This is a genomic window from Sandarakinorhabdus limnophila DSM 17366, assembly GCF_945882885.1.
Taxonomy (GTDB): domain Bacteria; phylum Pseudomonadota; class Alphaproteobacteria; order Sphingomonadales; family Sphingomonadaceae; genus Sandarakinorhabdus; species Sandarakinorhabdus limnophila_A.
Window position 1 is genome coordinate 1 of sequence record NZ_CAMCWT010000027.1, and the last position, 19,972, is coordinate 19,972.

Here is a 19,972-nt window from a genome sequence, read left to right on the forward strand (position 1 = left end):
TGCCGGCCGCAGATATCGATCAGTTCATCCAGCTGTGGGTGCAGGGTGATCAGGTTGACGCCGAACGGTTTGCTGGTGAGCGCCCGTGTCGCGATGATTTCGGCTTCAAGGATGGCCGGCGGCATCGCCCCGCACGCCAGCACGCCGAAACCGCCGGCATTGGAAATGGCGGAAACCAGGTGGCGTTCCGAAACCCACGTCATGGCGCCGGCCATGATGGCGTGGCGGGTGCCAAGGAATTCGCGGCCCTTGGCCGATGCAGCGTCGAGGTGGGGGGTATCGCTCACGCATCGCTCTCCGCATCGCCGGCAATCGGCCCATCCAGGCCATAGGCCGTGTGCAGCACGCGCACGGCCAGTTCGACATAATCCATCGGTATCAGCACACTCACCTTGATTTCCGAGGTGGTGATGGCCTGGATATTGATCCCCCGGCTGGCCAGTGCGCGGAACATGGTGGCGGCCACCCCGGCGTGGCTCTTCATGCCGACGCCGACTACCGAAATCTTGGCCACATCGTCATCGGCCAGCAAGGACGCAAAACCGATGGCATCGCGCGCCTTTTCCAGAACGTCCATCGAGGCCGGCAGCTGCGTGCGCGGCACGGTGAAGGTGACATCGGTCTTGCCTTCACCCTTGGCGATGTTCTGCACGATCATGTCGACATTGATGTTGGCATCGGCCAGCGGCCCGAAGATGCCGGCCACCACGCCGGGCTTGTCGGGCACGCCCACCAGCGTGACCTTGGCTTCACCCTTGTCGGCCACGATGCCGGCGATCAGTTCCTGTTCCATCTCGTCATCCTCGTCCACCACCAGCGTGCCCGGCGCGTCGGAGAAGCTCGACAGCACCTGCACAACCACTTTTTCCTTCATGGCCAGTTCGACCGACCGTGTCTGCAACACCTTGGCGCCCACGCTGGCCAGTTCCAGCATTTCCTCATAGGTGATGCGATGCAATTTGCGGGCGCGCGGCACGATGCGCGGATCGGTGGTGTAGACGCCATCCACATCAGTATAGATGTCGCAGCGATCTGCCTTCAGCGCGGCCGCCATTGCCACCGCCGACGTATCGGACCCGCCACGGCCCAGCGTTGTCACCCGCTCATCCGCCGTCAGCCCCTGGAAGCCCGGCACCACCGCCACTTCGCCTGACGCCATGCTGGCCAGGATGGCGGCTGTTTCGATGTCTTCGATGCGGGCCACACTGTGGGCGCTGCTGGTGCGGATCGGCAATTGCCAGCCCAGCCAGCTGCGCGCCTTCACGCCCAGCGATTGCAGCGTGATGGCCAGCAGGCCCGATGTGATCTGCTCGCCAGCGGCCACCACCACGTCATATTCGGCCGGATCGGCCAGCGGCGAGGCTTCGCGGCAATAACCGACCAGCCGGTCCGTCTCGCCCGACATTGCCGAAACCACCACGGCCACTTCGTTGCCGGCGTCCACTTCGCGTTTCACCCGCAATGCAACGTTGCGAATCCGCTCCGTCCCCGCCATCGAGGTGCCACCAAATTTCATCACGATCCGGGCCATTGCCGGCGACTTCCTTTATGAGGGTGCTTCACTATTGCCCTTGCCTGATAGGAACGTGGGCGGGCAATGGCAAGAAACCCCTAGACGCGCACGGGACAAGAAAATGTCAGTAGCCGCCAGCATCAATCCCGACGAAGCCGCCTTCTTTGGCAAGCTGGCGGCCGATTGGTGGAATCCCAAGGGCACGTCTGCCATGCTTCACCGCATCACGCCGGTGCGTGTGGCCTATATCCGCGGGCTGGCGCTGGCGCATTTCGGGCTGGATGCGAAGAGCCGCCGGCCATTGGCGGGGTTGGCGGCGCTGGATGTCGGCTGCGGCGCCGGGCTGATGGCGGAGCCGTTGGCGCGCATGGGTGCGGCCATCACCGCCATCGATGCCGCACCGGAGAATATTGAGGCGGCCAAGGCGCATGCCGAAGCCGGCGGGCTGAGCATCGATTATCAGTGCATCGCGGTGGAGGAGCTTGCCGCGACGGGCGCGCGCTATGATCTCATCACATGCCTTGAAGTAGTCGAGCATGTCGCCGGCCGCGATGCCTTCTTCGCCGCGCTGGCCGGCCTGTTGAAACCCGGTGGCCTCGCCGTCTTTGCCACGCCGAACCGCACGCCGGCCAGTTGGGCCGTGGTCATCGCCGGGGCGGAACATATCACCCGCACCATCCCCAAGGGCGCCCACGACTGGAACCGCTTCTTCACGCCGGCCGAACTCGCCGAAGCACTGGCCCACGCCGGCCTGAACCCGCAGGAGCCCGCCGGCCTGTCGTGGCGGCCAGGCAAGGGCTTCCACATCGGGAGCGACGTGTCGGTGAATTATTTCCTGAGTGCCACCCGGACGGCCTGATCCTTCGTGCAGGCTTTCTTGGGGCGGCAGTGCATGGCACTTTCCTGTTGAAGGAGGGCCTGCCATGACGACAGCATTGAAGGGCATTCACCACAGCGCCTATCGTTGCCGCGACGCCGAGGAAACGCGGGCCTTTTACGAAGATGTGCTCGGCCTGCCGCTGGAAGCGGTGGTGCAGGAGGAGAAGGAACCGGGATCGGGCCGGCCCAATCCGTTCGTGCACCTGTTCTTCCGCATGCCCGATGGCAATTTCATCGCCTTCTTCGATGCGCCCGGCACGGTGAAGGAAGGCGATTTCAACTTGGTGCATGGCTTTGACCGGCATGTGGCGTTCGAGGCCGATGATGAAGCGAAGTTGCTGGACTGGCGCGACAAGCTGAACGCCGCCGGCGTGCCCTGCTTCGGGCCGATCGATCATGGCTTTGTGAAATCGGTGTATTTTTCCGATCCGAACGGCTTGCCGCTGGAGATCACCGCGCGGGTGCCCGCACACGATGCGATCCTGGCCGAAGATGCCAAGACCGCGCACGCCATCATCACGGCGTGGACGGCGCGCAAGGCCAGCGAGAAGGCCGCATGAGCTATGCCCGCATCCCGCTGCTGATCGCCTTTCGCGAGGCAGTGGGGCTGCGCGATACCTATGGCGGCATCGATGGCGTGGTGGCGTTGCAGGCGCATCACCTGAAGCCCGAAACGCCATCGGATACCATCGTGATCTTCATGCACCCGATGGGCATCATGCATTATCTGCCGCTGCCCCCCGCGCTGGCCGATGCGGGTGTGCACGTGCTCACCGCGGTGTCGCGCTATCCCAACAACGACAATGCGTTGATCATGGAGAAGGTGGCGGTCGATCTCGGCCGCTGGGTGGCGCATTGCCGCGATGTGCTGGGTTACAAACGCGTGGTGCTGGCCGGCTGGTCAGGTGGGGGCAGCCTGGCGTTGTTCTACCAGGCCGAAGCCGCTGACCCGCAGGTCACGCACACGCCGGCCGGCGATCCATTCCCGATGGCCGAAGCCAAACTGCCGCCGGTTGATGGCATCATGCTGCTGGCGGCGCATGTGTCGCGCTCGCAGACGCTGACCGAGTGGCTAGACGCCTCGGTGGTGGACGAGAACGGCCCGGTGCGCGATCCGAAGTGGGATCTCTACGATGCCGCCTGTCCGCAGCCGCCGTATTCGGCCGATTTCCTCGCCGAATATGCTGCCCGGCAGGTGGCACGTTCGAACCGCATCACGGCGTGGGCGGAAGCGACCTTGGCCGAACTGAAAGCCCGCGAAGGCCCGCATGCCGAACGCGCCTTCATCGTCCACGGCACCATGGCGGCGCCGTGCTGGCTTGATCCGGCGGTGGACGCCAATGATCGCGCGCCCGGCCGCTGCTATCTGGGTGATCCGCGCCTGATCAACGATTCGCCCGGCGGATTGGGTCGCTTCACCACACTACGCTCCTGGCTGTCGCAGTGGAGCCTCGAGTCCAACGCCTGTTCACTTAAAGTCGGCCACCGCATCCGGCTGCCGGTGCTGTTGGTGGGCAACACGGCCGATGATGCCTGCACGCCCAGCCACACGCGGCGATTGTTCGACTGCGTGGAGAATGCGACGTCCCGCGACCTGCACGAAGTGAAGGGCGCAACGCACTATTACGCGTTCCAGCCGGAGCATCTTCGCCAAGCAGCCGGCATCGTGACGGACTGGTTGGGGCGGCAGGCGTTCTAGCGCAGGGCTGCGGGTACCGGGCGCCGGCGGCGCATCATTGCGCCCGTCAGGCCAAAGCCGGCCAGCAGCATCGCCCAGCTCGCTGGCTCCGGCACCACGCCGGCTTCGGCGATGGACACATTGTCGATCACGATGCCAAGGAAGCCAGTGCCATTGCTCAGAAACTGAATGGTTTTCGTTTCGCTGGTGGCGGTAAAATTGTAAGCGAAGGTCAGGTAATTCATTGCCCCAGGCATGTTCGCCGCTGTCTTTTCGTAGTCAAAAACAACGGGCCCTGCGCCGGTTACCGAAACCATGGCCCCATAGTTGCCGTCCTGCGCAAATGGATTCGCCGTATAGTCGAACCGCATGACATATTTCTGGCCAATGACGAACTGGTTCGTGACGACTTGAGATAGGCCCCCTGCGCCATTTCCCGGCAGCTCAACGCTGCGACTACCGTCGCTGGCAGCCCACAAGTTATTGTCCGCGTAATCAACGCCGCCGGGGCCCAGGACAGTCCAGCCGGTGATTGAAGTGGTGTTGCCGGGGGCCAGCAAATCAAAGCCGCCGGTGATGGCAGCACCCTCTTCAAAGCTGCCGTTTGTCACCGTGGTGGAATGTGCACTGCTGGCCATCGCCAGAGATGCAATCAAGATCAGACCAAAGCCGTGCATAAATCCCCCACTGGAATGCCCACTTTCAAGAAAGTTAACATTTCGTTTATAGGAGGTCAAGCCAGGCGGCGGCGCTTGACGATTTGTGCCGATTGGTCGGACTTACAGGAACCGCGCCACCACATCGCGGTACGAGCGCGAGACTTTCACCTGCGTGCCTGAACTTAGCACCAGGAAGCATTCGCCATTGGTGTGCGGCTTCACGCTCTTGATATTGTCGAGATTGACGATGGTGGAGCGGTGGATGCGCTGGAACTTCTTCGGATCGAGCCGGCGTTCAAGGTCTTTCATCGTCTCGCGCAGCACCAGCGTCTGATCCGCAGTATAGATGCACATGTAATCGCCAGCGGCGTCGATGCGCTCGATATCGCCAACGTCCACCCGGAAGATCTGGCCACGATCCTTGATATTGATCACCCGTTCAAACCGCCCGGCCTGCGGTGCATCCGACAGATCATCGGGCAGGGCTTCGGGGGCGACTTCGGAAAGGATTTCCTTCAGCCGCTCGGCGCCCTGCGCGCCCTGCTTTTCCGCCAGGCGCTGGCGCACGCGTTCGATGGTGGCGGCCAGCCGTTCTTCCTCCACGGGTTTCAGCAGATAATCCACCGCCTGCGCTTCAAAGGCTTTCAGCGCATGCTGGGTGAAGGCGGTGACGAACACGAACAGCGGCGGTTCGATATCGGACAGGCCGGAAACGACGGAGAAACCGTCGAAGCCCGGCATCTGGATATCAAGTAACACCAGATCGGGTTTTTGCGTGCGGATGGCGCGGATCGCCTCGCGGCCGTTGGCGCAGCGTTCGATGATCTCGACATCCTCGAACGGCTGCAAGCGCAGTTCGAGGCCCTGGATGGCCAGCGGTTCGTCGTCGACAAGAATGGTTCTGATGGTCATGGGTTCAGACCTGTGGAGCCAGTTGCGGAACGGCAACCGGATTTGCGACGGGCTGTGCCGGATTGTCGGTCTGATACGGAATGTCGATCAGCACGATCAGGCCGTGGGGTTCATTGTCAGCCAGTTTGAAGCGGTGATCGGCGCCATAGCTTTGCGCCAGCCGCTCGCGGATATTCGCCATGCCGACGTTGGTGCCCGATGCTTCGGCCGGCACGGCGCCCAGGCCCGGGCCTGTGTCTGCGATGGTAATTACCAGCCGATCGCCCATGCGGCGCGCGTCCACCAAGATGTCGGCGCCGTCTTCGGCCGGGGTGACGGCATATTTGATGGCATTTTCGATGATGGGTTGCAGCAGAAGGCTGGGCAGCCGGGCTTCCATCACATCGGGCGCGATATCGAAACGGGTGCGAAGGCGGGCTTCAAACCGTGTGCGCTCGATATCCAGATACAGCTTCAGCGCCTCGGCTTCCTGCGCCACAGTCGCCAGGCCTTCGCGTTCGCCGACCAGGCTGTAACGCAGGAAGCTGGCCAGGCGGGACAGCATGGCATTGGCGCGTTCCGTCTGTTTCAGCAGCACCAGCGTTGAAATGCTGTTCAGTGTGTTGAACAGGAAATGTGGATTGAGCTGATAGCGCAGCATTTCCAGCTGGGCGCTGTTGGCCTGGGCCGCCATGTTGACCATGCGGGCCGATTGTTCGGCCAGCAGCAGATAATAGTTGATGCCATAATAAAGCGCCGTCCACGCGCCGAGCACGGCGAAATCGAGCAGGATGGCGCCGAAGAACTGCACCCCCTTGGGTTGCCAGCCGGGCTGATAGAAGGTGGCGTGCGCCCACACTTCCAGCACCGAGAACAGCCCGGAAGCGCCGATCAGCAGCATGGCGGTGAGCGTCCACGTCCAGATCGGCTTTACCGCGATCAGGCGGCGATAGGCGGCCGACAGCAGCAAGGTGATGGAAAAGCCGGTGGCCGTTACGATTATCGCCGGCACCACGAAGTTGAGGCCCATGGAGTTGGCCAGCCCCGACAGGGCGCGCAACATCAGATACGCAAACCAGCCGCCGCCCTGCAGCATCCAGAAGGCGCGGTTCTTGTCGCGGAAAAAGCCTTGGCGGATGTGCGGATCAACCATCGGGGCACCATAGCGACATGGGAAGAAAAGGCCAAATTGGCGGTTTCCGGACGCCACCATCTGCCTGTCTGGCCAGCCGGGCGCGCGCCGGCTAGGCTGCGGCTCATGGGACTTTCCGCCGAACAATTGCACGCCTGTCTCCACGCGCTGGCCGCCGATCATCCGCCGGTCGCCGATGCGCTGGCCAGCCATGGCGTGCCCGAGCCGCGGCTGCGGCCACGCGGTGCCGGTACCATGATGCGCGCGATCGTGGCGCAGCAGGTGAGCACCAAGGCTGCGGCCAGCATCTGGAACAAGTTGGAAGCGGCGTGCGGCGGCGACATGGATGATCTGGCGCGCGTGGCGGCAACGCCGTTCGAGGTGCTGCGTGGCGCCGGGCTTTCCGGGCAGAAGGCCAGCTATGTCCACGCACTGGCCGAGGCGGTGACAAGCGGGCAGATCAATTTCGGCGCGCTGCCGGACGAGGATGAGGCAGCGATTGCGCTGCTGTCGTCGATCAAGGGCATCGGGCGCTGGTCGGCCGAGATCTATCTGCTGTTCGCTGAAGGCCGGGCGGATATTTTCCCGGCCGGCGATCTGGCCTTGCAGATCCAGCTGGGCCGGATGCTGGGCGAGGACGCGCGGCCGACCGAGAAGCGCGCGCGGGCTTTGGCCGAACCGATGCGGCCCCACCGCGGCGCACTCTCCATCCTGCTCTGGCACAATTACAATATCGTCGCATTGTGATAGGCGCCGCCAATGCAGCCGCGCATCACCGATATTTCCTCGCCGTCCAACCCGGTATTGAAGGCCCTGAAAGCCCTGTCCGACAAGCGCGGGCGGCGCGAGGCGGGGCAGTTCCTGGCTGAAGGGCTGCGGGTCTGCACCGAGGCGCTCAGCGCGGGGCAGGTGCCCGAAACCCTGCTGTTCACGCCCGAAGCCGAACGTCACCCGCTGACCCAGGCGCTTATCGAGGCGACATGGGATTTGCGCGGCACCATCCTGCGCACCACCCCCGATCTGATGCAGCGGTTAACGGGCAAGGATAATGCACAAGCCGTGGCCGCCGCCTATCCCATCCCCGACATCTCGCTGGACCGCATCGACCGCAGCACCGCGAAGCTCTGGCTGATCGCCGAGAATCTGAAGGACCCCGGCAATTTCGGCACCATGCTGCGCACCTGCGATGCTACGGGCGCGGGCGGGGTGATCTTGCTCGACCAGTCGTGCGACCCGTTCAGCGTGGAGGCGGTGCGCGCCTCGATGGGCGCGCTGTTCAGCCGCCAGGTGGCGCGGGCGACCTGGCCGGAGTTTTTTGCGTGGCTGCGGCAGGGACCAGCCCATTTGGTGGGCGCGGCGCTCACCGATCAGGCGGTGGATTATCGCGCGCATGCCTACCAGGCGCCGTGTTTCCTGCTGATGGGCAACGAACAGGCTGGCCTGCCAGCGGATTACACTGCGCAGTGCGACGCGGTGGTGAAACTGCCGATGCTGGGTGCCGCAGACAGTTTGAACGTCGCGGTGTGCGCCGGCGTGCTGCTGTATCATGCGCTTGATCAGCTTGGATGACAGTATGTTAGGTTGACGCTCCCGCGGGCGCGGCCCACGGCTTGCGCACAACAGGGAGCCTTCAACCATGCGTGCCATCACCCTTTTCCTTGCGGGCCTGCTGGCCAGTGCCGCTGCAACGGCCGCACCTATCACCGCATTGGTGGGTGGCCGCCTGATTGACGGGCAGGGCGGGCCACCGTTGGCCAACAGCGTGATCCTGGTGGATGGCGATCGCATCGCCGCCATCGGCACGGTCGCCACGCTGCCGGTGCCGGCGGGTGCTACCGTGGTCTCTACCGAAGGCATGGATGTGCTGCCCGGCCTGTGGGACATGCATGTCCACCTGATGATCAACGGCCACGCCGATTACACCCATTGGGACAAGGCGTACCTCAACCGCTTCGGCCCCGAAATCATGCCCGCCAGCGCCGTGCAATTGCTGCTCGCCGGTGTCACCAGCGCCCGCGACCTCGGTGGCCCGCTGGCTGAAAGCATTGCCATCCGCGAGGATGTGAAGGCCGGCCGCAAGCCCGGCCCGCGCCTATATGTGTCAGGGCCGTTCCTGCAGAAGAAGGCCTATCCCGGCACCGAGGCCTTCCGCTGGGGCGTGGACAACGCGGAAGATGCGCGCGGCAAGGTGCGCAAGCTGAAGGCGGCCGGTGTCGACATCATCAAGCTGGTCGATCAGGACGAAGTGGGCGAAGCCACCACCCGCGCCATTGTTGAAGAAGCGCACAAATTGGGCCTGAAAGTCGTGGGCCACAGCCATCTGCCCGAAGAAATCCGCATTGGCCTGAAAACCGGGATCGACAATTTCGAACACACCGGGCTGGGCGCCGCGCCCAAATATCCCGATGACATCATGGTGGCGCTGGAAGCCCGCGCTGCCGAAGGCCGGGTGCGCGGCAACCCGCTTTATTGGACGCCGACCATCAGCGGGCTGTTCAACCACGGCAATCTGCTGGCCAACCCGGAAAAGCTGGACGATGCCTGCTGGGCGCGCGGGCTGAAGCCGGATACCGTCGCCGACATCAAGGCCTCGCTGAAAGACGTGTCGGCGCTGGAATACAACCAGCTCACCCCGCGCCGCAAACCGACGCTGGACACAAAGTTCGCCCAGCTGCGCAAGGCTGGCGCCATCCTGCTGATCGGGACGGACAGTGGCATCCCCACCGCCTTCCATTGCCAGACGACCTGGAACGAGCTGGATGTGTGGGTGAACGGCCTGAATGTGCCGGCGATGGAGGCGATCCAGGCCGCGACCTATTGGCCGGCCAAGTTCATGGGCGTGGAGAAGGACAGCGGCACGGTGAGTGTGGGCAAATATGCCGACATCATCGCCGTGCGCGGCGACGTGCTGCGCACGATTGCCCTGCTGCAGAACCCCACCCACATCATGAAGGGCGGCACGCTATACAAGCATGGCGGCGTGGTCAACGAGGCGGCACTGGCACCGCGTTGAGCGTCAGGCGAACCGCCAGCGTTGCAGGCCGTCGTCGGCCACGCTCACTGCGCCGGGCAGGCCGATGGGGTGGGCATCAAGGTTGAGCAGGGTGGCCAGTGCGTCCGCATCGGCAATGTCGATCTTGCCGAGGGTGCGGGCGCCGTCGGGTGTGCGGCCGACGACGCTGCCATGGCTGGGCTGGCCGTCGCGGCCGAAGACGATGCTGTAGGTTTCCAGTGTCGCCGGGCCCACGTAGCTGCCATCATAGGCCGGCACGTCGCCGCGCGCATCTTCAGCAACGTCCTGCACGTCCTTGTTCAGCATCAGCCAGGCCGGTTCGGCGGGGCGGTTGCCGATCACCAAGGCATGGTGCTTGGTGACATAGCCGCCCTGGCCATAGAGCAGCGCCTGATCGGCGGGCCGATCACGCAATGACCGCACCATCGCGCAGGTGGAGTGCAGCATGTAGCAGTTGAGACCAGCGCCGGCGAAGCTGAGACCGCCCATCACCGACAGCGGCGCATCGGGGCCAAGGCCCAGGGTGCGCCGCGCCATTTTCGGCACGGTGGGGAAGCAGGAATAGAGCTCCACCCGGTCAAATCCGTTCGGGGCAATCCGCATCGCCTGGCCGAGCACGGCATCCTGCGCGCAGCTGTGCACATATTGATCGCGCTTGAGATAATCCATGTGCTCGCCGGCCGACGCGCCGCCATGGACATGGATGATGCGGTCTTCCGGGATACCGGCGGCACAGGCGGCGGCCAGCGTTGTCATCAAAACCGCAGCAGCGGCGTTGACATTGTTGTTGGCCACCATGCGCTTGGTATAGGGCCAGCAGATCATGCGGTTGTCGTCAGAGACCGTGGTGATTTCATCGGCGCTGAACGATTTGCGGCCCCAGGCATTGGGGTTGGTGGCGGCGACCGCGCTGATCCGCTCGTACGCCGCGCCGCTTTCGGCCAGTGCTTGGCGCGGAGTCAGCCCCCAGGCGGCGACCGTGGCATTTTCATACAGCGGATAGATGTGGATCGGCTGGAAGATGCCATGCTGCATGCCCAGCGGCGTCACATGCTCCGACGGGATGATCGGATTTTCCGGCGTTTTCGACGGCGGCGTCCACGGCAATTCGATACCGGCGGCTTTCGCCTTGGCCACGGCGTTCTGGGCTTCACCGCCGGTGATCACCGCGACCACGCTATTGCCGTTGATGATGCGCAGCGTGGCTTCGTGGATCTTCGTCGTCGGCGTCTCACCGCCGACCACGGCATAGACGGCACGCGGTGGGACAATGCCCAAGCGCTCGGCTAGCCGGGCCGCAACCCGGTCATAGCGCCATGAAATCAGGTTGATCACATCCAGGCTGTCGATGCGGTCGAGGAAACCGCCGCCGGCATCGGCATCGGCAGCGCGCACGGCTGCTTCCATCAGCGCCAGCGGTTCCAGAGCCTGGCCCGGATCGGCGGGCCGGTCCAGAACCTCGCCTACGCCGATGATCACCGGTGTGCGTTCGGCTGGCAGTGACATGGCGTGTTTCTCCCCGTGTGGCCCTCACTGATACAGGCGCGGGTCTTGGTCGCAAAGCGGCGACACCCCTGCTACAATCGCGGGGTGATAAATGTTGCGCCTTCCCCTGACTGGACCGTTCCTCAAGATTGGGAACATTTCTTCACCACCGATCACGGTGTGTGGGATCATCTGTTCGATCGGCAGACGCGGCTGCTGCCCGGTCGGGTGGCGCCGGAGTTTCTCGATGGATTGAAGCGGCTCGACCTGACGCGGCCCGGCGTGCCGGATTTTGCCCGGTTGAACGATGAACTGATGGCGCTGACCGGCTGGCAGGTGGTGGCGGTGCCGGGCCTGGTGCCCGATGCGGTGTTTTTCGATCATCTTGCCAACCGGCGCTTTCCGGCGGGCAATTTCATCCGCAAGCCTGACCAGCTGGATTATCTGCAGGAACCGGACGTGTTTCACGACGTGTTCGGCCATGTGCCGTTGCTCGCCCACCCGGCCTTTGCCGATTACATGCAGGCCTATGGCCGCGGCGGCCTGCGGGCGCTCGAATACAACGCCATCAACCGGCTCTCGCGGCTCTATTGGTACACGGTGGAATTCGGCCTTATCCGGTCAGGGGACAGGCTGGCCATCTATGGTGCAGGCATCGTTTCCAGCCACGGCGAGACGCTGTTTGCGCTGGACAGTGCCAGCCCCAACCGCATCGGCTGGACCCTCGAACGGGTGCTGAAGACGCCCTACATCATCGACGATTTCCAGCAGAACTACTTCGTCATCGACAGTTTTGACCAGCTGCTGAAGGTGACGCTGGAGACGGATTTCGGCCCGCTCTACCAGCGGCTGGCGGCGACCGGGATATCCCGATCGCCGCCATCCTGCCTGAAGATACGGTGTTCACCCGCGGTGACCAGAGCCACGTCGCAGGTGCCCACCAGCCCGTCTGATTCAGCGTAGGCTGCCGCGTCGCACCAGGTTGACGATGCCGAGCAGCACGACGGCGCCGACAACCGCCACCAAGAGGCCGGTGAGGGAGAAATTCTGCACCGATCCGGCAATGCCGAACTGGTTGAGGAGCAGATTCCCCAGCACCGAACCGACGCAACCGACGACGATGTTGAGGAACAGCCCCATGCTGTTGTCGCGGTTCATCACCATGCTGGCCAGCCAGCCAGCGATGCCGCCCACGATCAATGCCACGATCCAACCCATGATATGTCTCCCTTGGATGGCGACCGGCCATCACGCTGATTTCTGGAATTGGTTCTAACGCCCCAAATGCTGGCCTGTTCCCTGCCAGCATGGCAAAGGGCGGAAATGATCGATTTGGGCCCCACCTCGCACAGCTTCATTTCGCAGCGGCTGCGGCTGCATTATTGTGACTGGGGCAACCCGACAGCGCCGCCGCTGTTGCTGCTGCACGGCGGGCGCGATCATGCCCGCAGCTGGGACTGGGTGGCGCGCGAGCTGAAGAATGACTGGCACATCATCGCACCAGATTGGCGCGGCCATGGTGACAGCGCCTGGGCCCCCGATGGTGACTATATCACCCACGATTATGTCTATGATCTGGCGCAGATGATCCATCAGTTGAAGCTGGCACCAGTCACCATCGTGGCCCATTCGATGGGCGGCAATATCGCGCTGCGCTACACCGGGCTCTATCCGGACAATGTGAAGAAGCTGGTCGCCATCGAAGGCCTTGGCCCGTCCCCGAAGATGCTGGCCGAGCGGTTGAAGACCGATTTTGCCGAGCGGGAGCGCCAGTGGATCGACGCCAAGCGCGCCGCCGCCGCCCGAAGCCCCAAGCGTTATGCCACGCTGGAAGAGGCGTTCGCGCGCATGCACCAGGAAAACAGCTTCCTCAGTGAAGAGCAGGCCCGCCACCTCACCATCCACGGCACACACCGCAACGAGGACGGCAGCTACAGCTGGAAATTCGACAATTATCTGCACCTGCCGTGGCTGCACGACATGCCGGGCGAGATGGTGACCGAACTGTGGCGCCGCATCACCTGCCCGACCCTGCTCATGTATGGCGAGAAGAGCTGGGCATCGAACCCGGTCGACGATGGCCGCATCGAACATTTCGCCACCGCGCGGGTGGTGACGTTTGAAAATGCTGGCCACTGGCTCCACCACGACCAGTTTGATCGGTTCGTGGCGGAGTTGCGGGCGTTCCTGTAATCCGTCGCAGCTGCCGGCGCGACAAACAGTGCGCCCGCTCATGACGAGTGTGAGGTTGACGGGCAATTGAGCAAGGCTCAAAGCCACGTCGGTCTTCTCTCGTCCGGATTTTCTCACGTGCACCGCTTGCTCTCCACCCTGTTCATGGCTGCGGCGCTTTCTGCCTGCGCCGTGCCGCCCAAGCTGGGGCCGGCGCCGATGCCGCGTGCGCCGGTGACCGCGGCCAGTACGGTCACCTTGGCCGTGAGGGGCGACGTCGATTGGCCAGCGGCGGACTGGTGGCAGGCCTGGGGTGACAGCCAGCTGAACGCGCTGGTGGCCGAAGCGCTGGCCGGCAATCCCGACATCGCTGCTGCCGAAGCCCGTGTTGCCGCCGCCGATGCGGCCGCGCGCCAGAGCCGGGCGGGGCTGCTGCCGTCCCTTACCGGCAATGCCAGTCTGGGCGGGCAGCAACTCTCCCGCAATCTTGGCATCCCGGCGCAGTTCGTGCCGCCGGGTGTGCTCGAATCGGGCCTGATCAATTTGCAGGCGGGCTGGAACCTGGATCTGTGGGGGCAGGGCCGGGCGCAGTTGCGCGCGGCCCGGCGCGAGGCCGAAGCGGTGGCGGTGGAACGTACGCAAACTCGCCTGTTCCTGGCGGCCAGCGTGGCGGCAGCCTATGCCGATTTCGGCGCCGCGCTGGATCGGCTGGCCGTGACCCGTGATGCCGTCGCCATTCGCCGGCAGACGCTGGAGCTGACCGCCAATCGCGTCACCGCGGGCCTGGATAATGATGGCGCTCGCGCCCAGGCCGCGACCCGGCTGGCGCTTGCGCAAAGCGATCTGGTGGCAGCCGCCGCCCAAGTGACGGCGGCGCGGCGGCGGCTGGCGCTGCTGCTGGGTGCTGGGCCCGATCGCGGGCTGAGCCTCACGCCGCCCAACATCAAGCCGCTGCCGCCCGGCCTGCCCGAAGGCGTTTCCATCGCTCTGGTGGCGCGCCGGCCCGATATCGTTGCGGCCCGCCTGCGCGCCGAAGCAACCGGGGCGCGTGAAATGGCGGCTGGCCGCGCCTTCCTGCCCAATTTGACACTTAACGCCACCATCGGTCAGCAGAGCCTGGGTTTTGGCAAGCTACTGGAAGGCAACAGCCTTTATGGCCAGTTCGGCCCGGCATTAAGCCTGCCAATCCTTGATGGCGGCCGCCGCGCCGCCGAATCCCGCAGCGCCCGCGCCGCGCGGATGGCGGCGGTGGCGGTGCATGATGCGGCCCTGCTGCGCGCATTGAATGAAGTGGCCGATGCCGCCGGCGCGGTGACCGCGCTGGGCCTGCAGCGCGAGGCGCTCACGCAGGGACTGGCCGAAGCCGAGCGAGCCCGCAAGCTTGCGTCACTGCGTTACGATGCCGGGCTGTCGAACCAGTTGCTGGTGCTCACCGCTGATGATGTTGTGGTTACCGCCCGTCGCACGCTGGCCGATCTAAATGCCTTTCGCCTTGCCGCCGATGTCGCGCTGGTGCGCGCGCTGGGCGGCGGCTTTCGGGAACAGCAGGGCCAGTGATGGCTGACATGGCAACCACTGAACTTGGTGCCGATACGGGCAAGGACACCGGCAATCCGAAACGCGCGCGGGCCTTGCGGGTGCTGGGCGGGGTGGTGGTGATCGTCGCGCTGCTTGCCGGGCTGTATTGGGCGATCTTCTCCCGCGGCCGGGTAGAGACCGACAACGCCTATGTGGGCGGCGACACCGCGCTGGTGACGCCGCAACTGGCCGGCACCGTGACGGTGGTGAAGGTGGGCGGCACCCAGGCCGTGCAGGCCGGCGACGTGCTTGTGGTGCTGGACGATGCCGATGCCCGCATTGCCGTGGCGCAGGCCGAAGCGGCGCTGGCGCAGGCGCGGCAGCGTTATGGTCAGGCCGGCGCCATGGCCGGTGCGGCTGCCGCGCGGGCCGCCGGGCGCACGACCGAAATCGCCGCTGCGCGTAGCCGTCTGGCAGAAGCCGACGCCATTCTGGCGCGGGTAAAGGCCGAATTCGATCGCCGCCAGAAGCTGGCCGGCAGCGGTGCGGTGTCGAACGAGGAGTTGGGCGCCGCCCGCGCCGCGCTGGCCGCCGCGATGGCGACGCGCGACGCGGCCCGCACCGCCGTTGCCGCCGCGCAGGACACGGCGCGTTCGGCGGCCGGCGATGCTGCTGCTGCCGCTGCAATGGTACGCGGCACCACGCTTGCCACTGCGCCCGATATCCGCGCCGCCGAAGCCGCGCTGGCCAAGGCGAAGCTCGATCTGGATCGAACGGTGATCAAGGCGCCAGTGGCCGGCATCGTCACCAACCGTAACGTGCAGGTGGGCCAGCGCGTGGCCGGCGGCGCGCCGTTGATGACCCTGGTGCCCACCACCGGGCTGTTCGTCGATGCCAATTTCAAGGAAAGCCAGCTCGAACGCCTCAAGGTGGGCCAGAAGGTTGAGCTGAAATCCGATCTTTATGGCGGCAGCGTCACCTACAGCGGCACGGTGGTTGGCCTGGCCGGCGGCACCGGCTCGGCGTTCGCGCTGATCCCGGCGCAGAATGCCACCGGCAACTGGGTGAAGGTGGTGCAGCGTCTGCCGGTGCGCATCGCGCTGGATGAGGCACAGGTGAAGGCGCATCCGTTGCGGGTTGGCCTGTCGATGACCGCGGTGATCGACACGCGCCAATGACGGCCGCCGCCGCTCCGGAGCCGCTGACCGGCGCGCGCCTTTGGCTGACGGCGCTGGCGCTGGCATTGGCCAATTTCGTGGTGGTGCTGGATATCACCATCGCCAATGTTTCCATCCCGGCCATTGCCGGCAGCCTTGCGGTGGCGCCATCGCAGGGCACCTGGGTGGTGACCAGTTACTCGGTGGCCGAAGCCATTTCGGTGCCGTTGGCCGGCTGGCTGGCGTTGCGCTTTGGCGTGGTGCGCTGGTTCAGCATCTCGCTGTTCGGCTTTGGCCTGTTCTCGCTGCTGTGCGGCCTGTCGCAAAGTCTGGAATCGCTGGTGCTGTTCCGCATCGCCCAGGGCTTTGCCGGCGGCCCGATCATGCCGTTGAGCCAGGCGATCCTGCAGCAGATTTTCCCCAAGGAAAAACAGGGCGCCGCCATTGGCCTGTGGGCGGCCACCACCATGGCCGCGCCCATATTGGGGCCGATCCTGGGCGGGCTGATTTCCGACAATGTCAGCTGGCACTGGATCTTCTTCATCAACCTGCCGGTGGTGGCGATCTGCCTGTTCGTGGTGTTCCAGCGCCTGCGCGTGTTTGAAACTCCGTTGCAGCGCCAGCCGATCGACATCATCGGTTTCGTGTTGCTGTTGATCGGCGTTGGCGCTTTCCAGATCATGCTCGACACCGGCCGGGAACAGGATTGGTTCGCCTCACGCGAGATCATCGGGCTCGCCATCGTCTCGGCGATTGCCCTGGCGGTGTTCGTGGTGTGGGAACTCACCGATGATCACCCGATCGTGGATCTGAAGATCTTCCGCCACCGCGGCTTTGCGGCCGCCACATCGGTGATCAGCATCGGTTTTGGCAGCTTCTTTGCCGTAGTGGTGTTGACGCCGCTGTGGCTGCAATCGGTGTTTGGCTATTCGGCAACGCAGGCCGGTTACACGGTGGCGTGGATCGGGGTGTTTTCGGTGCTGGTGGCGCCTGTGGCCGGCCTGCTGCTCACCCGCGTTGATCCGCGCATCACGGTCACCTGCGGGGTGATCTGGCTGGGCCTGATGGCGGCGTGGCGTACCAGCTGGTCAACCGACAGCAGCTATCTCGATCTGGTGCTGCCGCACCTGCTCACCGGCCTTGGCATGCCGTTCTTCTTCATCGGCCTCACCAGCCTGGCCATGGCCAGCGTGAAACCGGAAGAAAGCGTATCGGCCGCCGGCATCCAGAATTTCTGCCGCGTGTTATGCGGGGCGATCGGCACCGCCATCGCCACCAGCCAGTGGGACACGGATTCGCGCCAGGTGCGCGCGGCCATGGCCGAAGGCATGAACGGCGTTGATGCTGCGATGGCCAAGCTGCAGGGCGCCGGCCTTTCCATGGAGCAGGCGCGCGCCAGCATCGATCGGCTGCTTGAGGTGCAGGCGGCGACGTTGGCCAATCTGCACATCTATGCCAGCACGGCGCTGATATTCTTCTTTGCGGCCGCGCTGGTGTGGCTGATCCCCAAGGTGAAGATCACCGGCGCAATTGGCGGCGGCCATTGACCAATGCGCCCTCGCCCTGCCAGCATCACGGGCAGAAGACGGGGAGGGGATGATGCAGATCGAACCGGTGGGACAAGCCTGTGGTGCGGTGGTGACGGGGGTGGAACTCGCTGGCCCGCTGGCGGCGGAAACGGTGGCCGCCATCCGCGCGGCCTGGTTGCAGCATCATGTGCTGGCCTTCCCCGATCAGAAATTGTCCGATGATAATCTGGAACGGTTCACCCTGGCCATGGGCGGCTTTGGCGAAGATCCGTTCATCGCGCCCATCGCCGGCCGCCAGCATATCATCGCTGTCGCGCGGGCCGCCGATGAAACCGCGCCGATCTTTGCCGAGACCTGGCACACGGATTGGAGCTTTCAGGCGCGCCCGCCGGCTGGCACCTGCCTTTATGGCATCACCATTCCCCCGACGGGCGGCGACACGCTTTTTGCCAACCAGCATCTGGCGCTGGACGCGATGCCGAGCGAACTGCGCGCGCGCATCGAAGGCCTGGTAGCCATCCATTCGGCGCAGAAGGCCTATGCGCCCGAGGGCTTCTACGGCGCGGCCGACCCCAAAGGACCTGGGGGCCGCAGCATGGACATCCGCCCTTCGGAAACTGCCCGCGCCACACAGACCCATCCTTTCATCCGCCGTCACCCCGAAACCGGCCGCGAAGGCCTGTTTGGCTGCCTGGGCTATGTCATCGGTTTTGAAGGTATGGCCGACGAAGAGGCGCTGCCGCTGCTGGTCGAGCTGTATCACTGGCAAGGGCAGGAACGTTTACAGTATCGCCACCGCTGGCAGCCGAACATGCTGGTGATGTGGGATAACAGATCGGTGCTGCACGCCGCCACCGGTGGCTATCAGGGCCACGCAAGGTTGCTGCACCGCACGACGATCGCGGCGGCGTGATGTCGATCAATGGCGCGGCGTGCGCCCCCTGATCTTGTCGAAACCGGCCTTGATCGCGGCAAAGCGCAGATCGACGCCGGCTTCGAAATTATTGTCGGTGAAGATATAGGGCCAGTCGCCCTCGATACCCTCCACCACAAGTTCACCGACATAAAGCGGATCAATGCCGTTCTGGATGGCTTGCGCGGCCATCACGGCAAATTCATTGGGCAGTGACGATGGATCGGGCAGGGCGACCTTGCCGGCGAGGCGTTCCGGCAGGGCGCGGGCCGATTCCATGATGCGGGTGCGGATGAAGCCGGGGCAGAGCACCGAAACGCCGATGCCCTTCGCTGCCAGCGTGGGCCGCAGCCCTTCCGAAAGTGCGACCACGCCATATTTGGTGACATTGTAGCCCGGCGCAACCACGGCCACGAGCCCGGCCATCGAGGCGGTGGAGACGATCTGGCCGCCTTCACCGTGCTGCTCCATCAGCGGGCCGAAGATCTCGATGCCCCACACCACGCTCATCAGATTTACGCCGATCACCCAGTCCCAGCTGGCATCGCTCCATTCACCATAAGTGCCGCCGCCGCCCACGCCGGCGTTGTTGACCAGGATATGCACCTTGCCGAACCGTTCAATGGTGGCATCGGCCGCGCGTTGCAGTTCGGCCTTCAACGACACGTCGGCGCGCACGCCGGCCACATCGGCATTGGTCGCCGCCAGCCGCGCCACTTCGCGATCGAGCGCGTCCTGTTCGATATCGGCCATCATCACCTTTACCCCGGCCTGCGCCAGCGCTTCGGCGATCCCCAGCCCGATGCCCGATGCCGCGCCCGTAACGAAGGCGACCTTGCCCACCAGATCCTGCATGTTGCGTGCTCCTTGTTGCACTTCAGAATAGGCGGCGGCCGGCTGCAGCCAACTGTCACAAGCAAGGGCGCTGCCGTGATGCATGATCACAGCTTATGATCATAACCTGCACCATCCCCTATTGAGCCCCAGCGCCTCTGGGCCTAACCTCATGCGTATGTTCACCCGCATCACCCAGGCCGTGTCCGTCGCGCCGCAGATCGCGCCCGAAGATGTGGCGCTTGCCGCCGCCCAGGGGTTCCGCACCATCGTCAACAACCGGCCAGATGGCGAGAGCCTGGATCAACCGCCGGGCGCGGACATCGAGGCGGCGGCGCACGCGGCGGGGCTGGCGTATGTCGCCATTCCCATCGATCACACCGGCTTCAATCTCGACCAGGTCGAAGCGATGGTGAGCGCCTTGAACCATGGGCCGGTGCTGGCCTTCTGCCGGTCTGGCACGCGCAGTTGCAATCTGTGGGCGCTGGCGGCGGCAACACAGGGCTGCGATCCGGCCGAAATCATCGCGGCGGCGGGTGAAGGCGGCTACAATGTTGCCGGGCTGCTGCCCATGCTGAAGCAATTGGCGCCGCGCTGAT

At 64.6% G+C, this 19,972-nt stretch carries 20 protein-coding genes and 1 pseudogene; 13 read left to right on the plus strand and 8 right to left on the minus strand.

The features are described from left to right. Window positions 1–287 (minus strand): nitronate monooxygenase family protein (locus Q7O19_RS07560; protein ID WP_303809662.1); only part of this gene is annotated, 287 nt, incomplete at its 3' end. Beyond that, window positions 284–1,531, minus strand: coding sequence for an aspartate kinase (locus Q7O19_RS07565; RefSeq protein ID WP_303809663.1), 1,248 nt, complete (start codon window positions 1,529–1,531; stop codon window positions 284–286). The genes Q7O19_RS07560 and Q7O19_RS07565, both read right to left, overlap by 4 nt. A gap of 103 nt (window positions 1,532–1,634) precedes the next feature. On the opposite strand from Q7O19_RS07565, the gene ubiG reads away from it, so the two are divergent. The 3 genes from ubiG (at window position 1,635) to Q7O19_RS07580 (ending at window position 4,091) form a co-directional block, all read left to right on the plus strand. After that, window positions 1,635–2,372 (plus strand): bifunctional 2-polyprenyl-6-hydroxyphenol methylase/3-demethylubiquinol 3-O-methyltransferase UbiG, encoded by a 738-nt coding sequence (ubiG, locus tag Q7O19_RS07570; protein WP_303809664.1) that lies wholly within the window; start codon window positions 1,635–1,637, stop codon window positions 2,370–2,372. A gap of 64 nt (window positions 2,373–2,436) precedes the next feature. Next, window positions 2,437–2,952, plus strand: coding sequence for a VOC family protein (locus tag Q7O19_RS07575; RefSeq protein ID WP_303809665.1), 516 nt, complete (start codon window positions 2,437–2,439; stop codon window positions 2,950–2,952). Then, entirely contained in the window at window positions 2,949–4,091 is a 1,143-nt protein-coding gene (locus Q7O19_RS07580; protein WP_303809666.1) for an alpha/beta hydrolase, read from the plus strand. The genes Q7O19_RS07575 and Q7O19_RS07580 overlap by 4 nt, the downstream gene beginning before the upstream one ends. Here the strand turns inward: Q7O19_RS07580 and Q7O19_RS07585 are convergent. Genes Q7O19_RS07585 through Q7O19_RS07595 form a run of 3 tightly spaced genes read right to left on the minus strand, consistent with a single transcriptional unit; the run spans window position 4,088 to window position 6,773 of the window. Continuing rightward, on the minus strand, window positions 4,088–4,807 hold the full coding sequence (locus Q7O19_RS07585) for a PEPxxWA-CTERM sorting domain-containing protein (protein ID WP_303809668.1): 720 nt from the start codon (window positions 4,805–4,807) through the stop codon (window positions 4,088–4,090). The two genes, Q7O19_RS07580 and Q7O19_RS07585, sit on opposite strands and share 4 nt — an antisense overlap. Window positions 4,808–4,849: 42 nt before the next feature. Further along, window positions 4,850–5,641: a LytTR family DNA-binding domain-containing protein gene (locus Q7O19_RS07590; protein WP_303809670.1), complete on the minus strand. Its 792-nt coding sequence runs from the start codon at window positions 5,639–5,641 to the stop codon at window positions 4,850–4,852. Between the two features lie 4 nt (window positions 5,642–5,645). Then, a complete protein-coding gene (locus Q7O19_RS07595) occupies window positions 5,646–6,773 on the minus strand; it encodes a sensor histidine kinase (protein WP_303809672.1) in 1,128 nt (375 codons plus the stop codon). A gap of 105 nt (window positions 6,774–6,878) precedes the next feature. On the opposite strand from Q7O19_RS07595, the gene Q7O19_RS07600 reads away from it, so the two are divergent. From Q7O19_RS07600 to Q7O19_RS07610, 3 genes are all read left to right on the plus strand, one after another. After that, window positions 6,879–7,499, plus strand: a complete 621-nt coding sequence (locus Q7O19_RS07600) for a DNA-3-methyladenine glycosylase (RefSeq protein ID WP_303782635.1) — start codon at window positions 6,879–6,881, stop codon at window positions 7,497–7,499. A gap of 12 nt (window positions 7,500–7,511) precedes the next feature. Next, a complete protein-coding gene (locus Q7O19_RS07605) occupies window positions 7,512–8,321 on the plus strand; it encodes an RNA methyltransferase (RefSeq protein WP_303809674.1) in 810 nt (269 codons plus the stop codon). 67 nt (window positions 8,322–8,388) lie between these two features. Further along, complete coding sequence (locus Q7O19_RS07610) at window positions 8,389–9,765, plus strand: amidohydrolase family protein (RefSeq protein ID WP_303809676.1); 1,377 nt, start codon at window positions 8,389–8,391, stop codon at window positions 9,763–9,765. Window positions 9,766–9,768: 3 nt separating this feature from the next. Here the strand turns inward: Q7O19_RS07610 and Q7O19_RS07615 are convergent, their stop codons facing one another. Next, window positions 9,769–11,271, minus strand: a complete 1,503-nt coding sequence (locus tag Q7O19_RS07615) for an acetyl-CoA acetyltransferase (RefSeq protein WP_303809677.1) — start codon at window positions 11,269–11,271, stop codon at window positions 9,769–9,771. A gap of 84 nt (window positions 11,272–11,355) precedes the next feature. Here Q7O19_RS07615 and phhA point away from each other — a divergent pair. Continuing rightward, a pseudogene (gene phhA, locus Q7O19_RS07620) lies at window positions 11,356–12,203 on the plus strand (phenylalanine 4-monooxygenase). Between the two features lies 1 nt (window position 12,204). On the opposite strand, the gene Q7O19_RS07625 reads toward phhA, so the two are convergent. Next, on the minus strand, window positions 12,205–12,468 hold the full coding sequence (locus tag Q7O19_RS07625) for a GlsB/YeaQ/YmgE family stress response membrane protein (RefSeq protein ID WP_022680408.1): 264 nt from the start codon (window positions 12,466–12,468) through the stop codon (window positions 12,205–12,207). Between the two features lie 105 nt (window positions 12,469–12,573). On the opposite strand from Q7O19_RS07625, the gene Q7O19_RS07630 reads away from it, so the two are divergent. The 5 genes from Q7O19_RS07630 to Q7O19_RS07650 all read left to right on the plus strand — a co-directional run bounded on the left by Q7O19_RS07630 (window position 12,574) and on the right by Q7O19_RS07650 (window position 18,539). Further along, entirely contained in the window at window positions 12,574–13,443 is an 870-nt protein-coding gene (locus Q7O19_RS07630) for an alpha/beta fold hydrolase (RefSeq protein WP_303809679.1), read from the plus strand. Between the two features lie 117 nt (window positions 13,444–13,560). Continuing rightward, a complete protein-coding gene (locus Q7O19_RS07635) occupies window positions 13,561–14,979 on the plus strand; it encodes an efflux transporter outer membrane subunit (RefSeq protein ID WP_303809681.1) in 1,419 nt (472 codons plus the stop codon). Window positions 14,980–14,987: 8 nt separating this feature from the next. Next, window positions 14,988–16,118 (plus strand): HlyD family efflux transporter periplasmic adaptor subunit, encoded by a 1,131-nt coding sequence (locus tag Q7O19_RS07640; RefSeq protein ID WP_303809683.1) that lies wholly within the window; start codon window positions 14,988–14,990, stop codon window positions 16,116–16,118. Continuing rightward, window positions 16,115–17,644 (plus strand): DHA2 family efflux MFS transporter permease subunit, encoded by a 1,530-nt coding sequence (locus Q7O19_RS07645; protein WP_303809685.1) that lies wholly within the window; start codon window positions 16,115–16,117, stop codon window positions 17,642–17,644. The genes Q7O19_RS07640 and Q7O19_RS07645 overlap by 4 nt, the downstream gene beginning before the upstream one ends. A 52-nt stretch (window positions 17,645–17,696) precedes the next feature. After that, entirely contained in the window at window positions 17,697–18,539 is an 843-nt protein-coding gene (locus Q7O19_RS07650) for a TauD/TfdA family dioxygenase (RefSeq protein ID WP_303809687.1), read from the plus strand. Between the two features lie 6 nt (window positions 18,540–18,545). Here the strand turns inward: Q7O19_RS07650 and Q7O19_RS07655 are convergent, their stop codons facing one another. After that, window positions 18,546–19,394, minus strand: coding sequence for an SDR family NAD(P)-dependent oxidoreductase (locus Q7O19_RS07655; protein ID WP_303809689.1), 849 nt, complete (start codon window positions 19,392–19,394; stop codon window positions 18,546–18,548). 157 nt (window positions 19,395–19,551) lie between these two features. On the opposite strand from Q7O19_RS07655, the gene Q7O19_RS07660 reads away from it, so the two are divergent. Further along, the gene (locus tag Q7O19_RS07660; RefSeq protein WP_303809703.1) at window positions 19,552–19,971 is read left to right on the plus strand and encodes a TIGR01244 family sulfur transferase; all 420 of its coding nucleotides are present in this window, start codon (window positions 19,552–19,554) and stop codon (window positions 19,969–19,971) included. The last annotated feature ends 1 nt before the right edge of the window (window position 19,972 follow it).

Coding starts and splice junctions, on each gene's coding strand:
- Q7O19_RS07595 (WP_303809672.1), bottom strand. CDS start 6,773: ATGGTTGATCCGCACATCCGCCAAGGCTTTTTCCGCGACAAGAACCGC.
- Q7O19_RS07610 (WP_303809676.1), top strand. CDS start 8,389: ATGCGTGCCATCACCCTTTTCCTTGCGGGCCTGCTGGCCAGTGCCGCT.
- Q7O19_RS07600 (WP_303782635.1), top strand. CDS start 6,879: ATGGGACTTTCCGCCGAACAATTGCACGCCTGTCTCCACGCGCTGGCC.
- Q7O19_RS07580 (WP_303809666.1), top strand. CDS start 2,949: ATGAGCTATGCCCGCATCCCGCTGCTGATCGCCTTTCGCGAGGCAGTG.
- Q7O19_RS07575 (WP_303809665.1), top strand. CDS start 2,437: ATGACGACAGCATTGAAGGGCATTCACCACAGCGCCTATCGTTGCCGC.
- Q7O19_RS07645 (WP_303809685.1), top strand. CDS start 16,115: ATGACGGCCGCCGCCGCTCCGGAGCCGCTGACCGGCGCGCGCCTTTGG.
- Q7O19_RS07565 (WP_303809663.1), bottom strand. CDS start 1,531: ATGGCCCGGATCGTGATGAAATTTGGTGGCACCTCGATGGCGGGGACG.
- ubiG (WP_303809664.1), top strand. CDS start 1,635: ATGTCAGTAGCCGCCAGCATCAATCCCGACGAAGCCGCCTTCTTTGGC.
- Q7O19_RS07590 (WP_303809670.1), bottom strand. CDS start 5,641: ATGACCATCAGAACCATTCTTGTCGACGACGAACCGCTGGCCATCCAG.
- Q7O19_RS07660 (WP_303809703.1), top strand. CDS start 19,552: ATGTTCACCCGCATCACCCAGGCCGTGTCCGTCGCGCCGCAGATCGCG.
- Q7O19_RS07615 (WP_303809677.1), bottom strand. CDS start 11,271: ATGTCACTGCCAGCCGAACGCACACCGGTGATCATCGGCGTAGGCGAG.
- Q7O19_RS07640 (WP_303809683.1), top strand. CDS start 14,988: ATGGCAACCACTGAACTTGGTGCCGATACGGGCAAGGACACCGGCAAT.
- Q7O19_RS07650 (WP_303809687.1), top strand. CDS start 17,697: ATGCAGATCGAACCGGTGGGACAAGCCTGTGGTGCGGTGGTGACGGGG.
- Q7O19_RS07655 (WP_303809689.1), bottom strand. CDS start 19,394: ATGCAGGATCTGGTGGGCAAGGTCGCCTTCGTTACGGGCGCGGCATCG.
- Q7O19_RS07605 (WP_303809674.1), top strand. CDS start 7,512: ATGCAGCCGCGCATCACCGATATTTCCTCGCCGTCCAACCCGGTATTG.
- Q7O19_RS07630 (WP_303809679.1), top strand. CDS start 12,574: ATGATCGATTTGGGCCCCACCTCGCACAGCTTCATTTCGCAGCGGCTG.
- Q7O19_RS07625 (WP_022680408.1), bottom strand. CDS start 12,468: ATGGGTTGGATCGTGGCATTGATCGTGGGCGGCATCGCTGGCTGGCTG.